Raw genomic sequence first — 5,810 nt, 5'->3', positions numbered from 1 at the left:
AAAAGGAATCTTATTTTCTTTTTTCCTTTTTTGATCATGTATTTGGTATTAGGATAGATCTTTATTCCTTTTTCATAGAGAACTCTCTCCAGCTGATTTCGTTATAGAACTAATCCAAGAAAATTTTAATTAGAATGAGAAATTTTAATCTCAAATCATCTACACTTAACTAAAATACCTTCGTTTTCCCATTTGATGAAAATTCATTAGTAGGGACAGTGACTTTTTTCTTAGCCAACAATTCCATCAATTGCTTAACCTTTTCTGGTCTTCGGGGAGAAAGTTGCTGAATTCCAATCAATTCCGCCACCTTATGAAAAGGAATAACTTCCTTTCCTTTAATGAACGCTCCTCTTACCAGTGAAACGGCATACAGTTTTTCCTTTACTTTGTATCTATGTTCAAAATAAAAGTACTTTTCATCCCAACACAATATCTCCGTTTCCATTTCCAATTGAGCAAGAGGTGGAACGGGCCGTATATAAGTAATATTTTGCGCACTTACCACCATTGCCCATTTCCTACGGAGAGTTTTCCTTAAAAGGCCTAGCCGGATAATCACCTCAGTGCGGGCTAAATCTGCAAAACTCAAATACCTTGAATTAGTCAAATGAAAATTCAAATCACAGTCCCATGGAAGTACAATAAATGACGTTCTCCAAACGTGCAGTTGGGGTAATCGATTTACAAACCAACCTTTAATTAATATAAAAAATAGCCTGAAATAAAGATTCATTAAAAATAATGCTTGTCATAAAAAAAACACTTTCCTCCTCTAAGGAAGAAAGTTAAAAACCAAAAATCACTTATTATTAGTTATAAAACAAGTACCCACATCCAAATTCCTTTTCTTTACGACTCAAGAGTGAAAATGTTTTCTATACAAAGCCTTTTCAAGGAACTCCAACTAAATAGAAAGAAACAAGTACCTATAAAAACATGAGATTCAAACACCTACAAAATTTCTTCAAAAAAACTAGAATTAACCGACTAATACCCCTCCATGAGGAAAGGTTTAAGTCAAAAAAAGCCATAATTTTAGCAAATTAGCCCAATCCAATTGACAACCAATTCATTTTTTAAACTATCACATCATGAAAAAATTAATACTTTCTTTTTTTGTTTTGATTCCCTTCCTTTTTGTGGCATGTACCAGTATGCAAGTATCAAAAGTTTCATCGGGCAAAATACCCAAAGGAAAAAATGGTCTGGTTTACATTTTACCTAAAATTGAATATGACATTTTGGTCACAGAAAAGAAAACAGAGCTTAATCCTGGTCCCTTTTTCGTGAAAGAAAAGGAAGATGAGCTCTTTTTTAACTTAGATGGGGTAATTGAGCTAATTTCCGACCGTCACAAAACGATTTACAAGATCGACCAAATTGAACTTATTCCCCAAGTTTTACCTGATCAAAACCAAATGTACCACATTGAACCTCGAGGAAAAAATGCCCTATTTCTCTCTAAAAGTTATTTTTTCGAGCTTACCCCGAATGGATACATGAAAAACGGCGATATACGCACAGAAGAAGTCAGTACTGAGATAGCCGCAACAGCAGTTACAACTACAGCTCAATTAATAGGAGGATTTGGAGTACCTTTAATGGCCTCTACGGATAAATATGTGTACTCACCAAAGAAACCCACAAAAGCAACCATTATGGATAACATAATACGAGAAATAAATCGCATACGACTTGCCAAAAAAGATTTAATTTTGGAAGGGGAAAAAAATGATGTTTCAGCTGAAAAAACGGAGAGATTGATAGTAGAAATGAATAAAGAGGAACAAAAGCTGATACGTCTAATTGCAGGGAATAAAACCGTCACTTACCAAAAGAAAATCTTTCGGTATAACCCGAAAGCAGGTAGTGAAACACTATTTTATTTCACCCCAGAAACCGGCATTAGTCAAAATGGAAACAATGAAGATCTTATTCAAGTGACCTTAGACAGTTATGTCCATTTCTCCAAAAAGACAAATTACAACAAGGAACCCAATGAAAAAGGAATGTTCTACCGAATTCCTGCCACTGTAAATTTCAAAATTGAAGGGAATAACTCAATTTATTTCAGCTCTACTGAAGTAATACCCCAATTTGGCACTACCGCCTTCCTTCCAAATAGAATCGGCCTTTTTAAGAACAAGTTGAATTACCGACTGGACACGAAAACAGGTGCTCTAGTTAAATTTGAGGCCAATAATCAAAGTTTAGGTCGTCAAGAGGCCGCTTCAATTGCAGAACAACTAAAAAGCGTTTCTACAACCCAGCAAAAGCAAATACAACAATTGGAGTGGGAGGTTAAAAAAATGGAATTAGAACAAAGAAAGGATAGCCTACAAATAGTAGGAAATAATAATTTATGAAATATTTATTAATCGTAGAAACGCAAGATTTGGTGTTTCTACGACACACTCTTCATTGGTAACTCATCACTTTCAACTATTTCTCCCACCATCTTCAACTGATAAAATACAATCCCTTGTTTACTTTCCACTTTTTGAATAAAACCCTTTCGGTGCAAGCTCTGGATCACTTTTTTTCGTAAAGCATCATCGCTATTTTGACAACCAATAATACATTCCGGATGATTGAGAAAACGCTTAAATTCTTTCCACTCCTCCGCATTCAAAAACTGATTAATTTTAGGCAACATAAATTTTTCCCTTCGTCCAAAACAAAACAAAAAACATTTCAATATGCACTGTCCAGGCATAAGCCGAACAGTTTCAATCGGGCTTTTTCCCTAAACCCCAAATAATATTGTTTTACTTGCCATTCCTTTAATCCAAGGCCCCCTTTTCCATGGAATTTTAGCAAGATTGAAAATCTATAACACTTTATCTATAACCCACAAATCCAAAGATAGTTCAAAGCCATTAAGTAAGGATTAACCAAAGATTAAAAGTTGGTTATAATTGAAGACATTAAATTTTAAAAATGCTTTAATATCCTATCCAAGGAAATCAAATTTACTGGAAGGTGATTTGATCGAAATAATATCGGAAAAGTTATTACCAATTGATCTCCCACTTTTACTCACAAGTACTAACCAACTTGGCTACAAAAGTAATTTTGAAATTAATCAAATATACTTTTTCATGAATTCCTCCATGGAATTAGATTTTAAAATTTCATCCAAATATTTTCCTCTACTACTGGCCTCTCTTTGATAAGGAGCAAAAAGATTGGAAACCTTATTATATTCTTCATTTAAATCTTTCAATTTTTCTCTTTCCTCATCACTAAGCTTCTTATCTCCGGATTGAAAATTAAACTTAATTAACTTTTTCACAGCTATTTCTTTTTTTACTATTTCAGATGGAGATGCATTTAACGTACAAATTCCATAAATTCCAGAACAATAGGCCTCCCATTCCTTTTCAAAATATTGAGCTAATTTAGCTCCATCTACTTCTCCATTATTATCAAATATATTGCCATAAGCATAAGCTCTATCGGAATTATTTTTTAAAGAATCAAAAAAGCTTCTTTTAAATTCCTTTTTAAATTTCGATTGATCATAGAGAAGCCTATTGGTTTTCACAAGCTCTATGGTGCTATGAGGGAAATATTTTTTCGTCTCATCAATAATTTCTTTATCCCCAAGAGAAGAAGAAATTTCATATTGGCATCTTATCCTATAAGAAGGTGCTGGTACTAATTCTCTTTTGATTAATACCCCTAATTCCTCAGAAGTAATATTTGCTAATTCACATAGCTTATTCCATTCGACATAGTTTTCTTTTATATATTTCAGGTTTTTACTCATATTTATTCTCTCTTTTTAATTCACCTTAACCTATAAAAAAGGTTCAGAAAAACTTCTAAACCCTCTGTTTCCAAAAAACACATGTTATTCTTACACTATAAAAGCTATCCTTTTAAAAACAATTTCAGCTGGGTAGACCAACCATGTTGCTGGATAAAGACCATCTAAGACAAAACTTCAAATGTTTTTTCAAGTTAGGACAAAGAGTCTTAATGCTCTAAAAATGAACTAAAATGGTCAATTACACCAATTACAGTAGTTGGACCACGGCAGCTCTTAAAATAACCGCCTTGAGATATTAAATTTTTTACAGATCAAGGTTCAAGATAGGTATCACAAATAATTAGGAATAATTCCACAACCCCCAAGTTAAAAGACTCAAAAAACTCCATTAATTACAGTTTACTTCATTGGGCCTTTCAAATATCAGACTCCTAAATCCTAATTATTAATTTTCTTAATTACATCACCTATAATTGAAACCCTAAAGGCTTGATTAGGGCATTTCAAGACTTATAAGTATTGTACACATTCTTTTTCTTATTCAAAGATTCAACTTTTGAATCCAGGTAACGCTTTACCACTGCCTCCAAGTTAAATGTGGGGTTTAATGAGGAAATTCTAATGTTTTGCTGACAATTTTGAATTTGATTTTTCATTTTCATCAGATTTTATGTTAGATTGTCGTTGTTAGAATAATTAACACCTAAATATTGGTATTTATTCTAACATTGACAAGTATCACAACAAAATATTTTAAAAATTGGCAGATATTTCAACAATAGGAGGGCGAATTGCTCTGATAAGAAAAGAAAACGGCTTTACCCAATACGACATTGCCCACAAAACCGGCTACAAACGTTCTTCCATTGCCGCTATTGAAAGCAATAACCAAAACCCTCCGATAGATTTTTTGACAAAATTCGTCAAAATATGCAACACCTCATATTCTGTAATTCTAGAAGGTAAAGAAGGTGGAGATGATTTAACTAACAATAAATCAGAAAATTCTCATGATGGTCTTCTTACCATAACAGTGGATCAATATGGGGAAGAGAACATTGTATTAGTTGATACAAAAGCCGCTGCAGGTTATGCCGATAGATTGATAGATCCGGAATTCTATCGAGAGCTTCCGGCTTTCACCCTACCCTCCCAACGCTTTAGAAATGGTACATTTAGAGCTTTCGAGATATCGGGAGACTCAATGATGCCCCGAATTGCAAATGGAGATTTAGTAATTGGTGAGTTGTTGGATAATTGGGCTACTGACATTATCGATGGTTACATTCATATAGTGGTTCTAAAAGATGACTTGGTTTGCAAAAGAGTACTTAACCGAATCAGTGAAAGAGGACGACTTCGATTAAAATCGGATAATCCAGCCTACAGCGATTATGAAGTATATGCTGAAGATGTCGTTCAAGTTTTCAAATACAAATGCGTAATCAGCTTTGATGGAAGTAATCCAAACTTTGATCTTCAAAGTTCGTTTAACAAGCTGGAAAATGAGATATTCGACCTTAAACAACAATTTGAATTAATGAAAAAAAGGAAATAGTCAATTCCTCTTTGAATTAAAAATAAAAAAAGAGTTTTATTAAAATTCCTTTTTGAAGGGTAAAAGGGACCTTTATAGTTTTTTTATTTTGAAAATTTTTTAATGAATGAAACCCAAATTTATTTACGTTTTTGACCCCTTGTGCGGTTGGTGTTATAGTTTTAGCCCGGTGGTAAAAAAGATCCACGATTATTATCAGGAAGCAGCTGATTTCTCTGTACTTTCCGGAGGAATGCGTGTTGGAAGTAACGTTGGCCCTATCTATGAAATGGCTCCCATTATTAATCCAGGAATGCCACGAATCAAAGAGTTAACAGGAGTGGAATTTGGAAGTAATTTCAAAGAACTCCTGCAAGAAGGCAGTTACCGCTACGATTCTGAACCAGCATGCATTGCCCTAACAGTGTTCAAAGAAATAAATGAAAAAGATGCTTTAGCCTTTGCCTCTGATATGCAAAAAGCACTTTTCTATGA

Annotated in this window: 7 protein-coding genes; 3 read left to right on the top strand and 4 right to left on the bottom strand. The window is 33.7% G+C overall.

Going from position 1 to position 5,810, the window contains the following annotated elements:
• Nucleotides 1–169: 169 nt before the first annotated feature.
• Nucleotides 170–736 (bottom strand): acyl-CoA thioesterase, encoded by a 567-nt coding sequence (locus E1171_RS09000; protein WP_155205676.1) that lies wholly within the window; start codon nt 734–736, stop codon nt 170–172.
• A 358-nt stretch (nt 737–1,094) separates the two neighbouring features.
• On the opposite strand from E1171_RS09000, the gene E1171_RS08995 reads away from it, so the two are divergent.
• On the top strand, nt 1,095–2,369 hold the full coding sequence (locus E1171_RS08995; protein ID WP_155205675.1) for a DUF4831 family protein: 1,275 nt from the start codon (nt 1,095–1,097) through the stop codon (nt 2,367–2,369).
• Between the two features lie 38 nt (nt 2,370–2,407).
• Here E1171_RS08995 and E1171_RS08990 read toward each other — a convergent pair whose 3' ends face one another.
• The 3 genes from E1171_RS08990 to E1171_RS23765 all read right to left on the bottom strand — a co-directional run bounded on the left by E1171_RS08990 (nt 2,408) and on the right by E1171_RS23765 (nt 4,434).
• The gene (locus E1171_RS08990; protein WP_155205674.1) at nt 2,408–2,659 is read right to left on the bottom strand and encodes a hypothetical protein; all 252 of its coding nucleotides are present in this window, start codon (nt 2,657–2,659) and stop codon (nt 2,408–2,410) included.
• A gap of 429 nt (nt 2,660–3,088) precedes the next feature.
• A complete protein-coding gene (locus tag E1171_RS08985; RefSeq protein WP_155205673.1) occupies nt 3,089–3,775 on the bottom strand; it encodes a DUF6058 family natural product biosynthesis protein in 687 nt (228 codons plus the stop codon).
• A gap of 506 nt (nt 3,776–4,281) precedes the next feature.
• On the bottom strand, nt 4,282–4,434 hold the full coding sequence (locus E1171_RS23765) for a hypothetical protein (RefSeq protein ID WP_187696356.1): 153 nt from the start codon (nt 4,432–4,434) through the stop codon (nt 4,282–4,284).
• Between the two features lie 104 nt (nt 4,435–4,538).
• On the opposite strand from E1171_RS23765, the gene E1171_RS08980 reads away from it, so the two are divergent.
• On the top strand, nt 4,539–5,336 hold the full coding sequence (locus tag E1171_RS08980) for an XRE family transcriptional regulator (protein ID WP_155205672.1): 798 nt from the start codon (nt 4,539–4,541) through the stop codon (nt 5,334–5,336).
• Between the two features lie 106 nt (nt 5,337–5,442).
• Nucleotides 5,443–5,810, top strand: a 368-nt coding sequence (locus E1171_RS08975) for a DsbA family protein (RefSeq protein WP_425509610.1), incomplete at its 3' end; no start/stop codon positions are given.

The organism is Xanthovirga aplysinae (genome assembly GCF_009711365.1).
Lineage (GTDB): Bacteria > Bacteroidota > Bacteroidia > Cytophagales > Cyclobacteriaceae > Xanthovirga > Xanthovirga aplysinae.
Note: the sequence above shows the minus strand (reverse complement) of the source record. Positions and strands in the feature narration are given on the sequence as shown.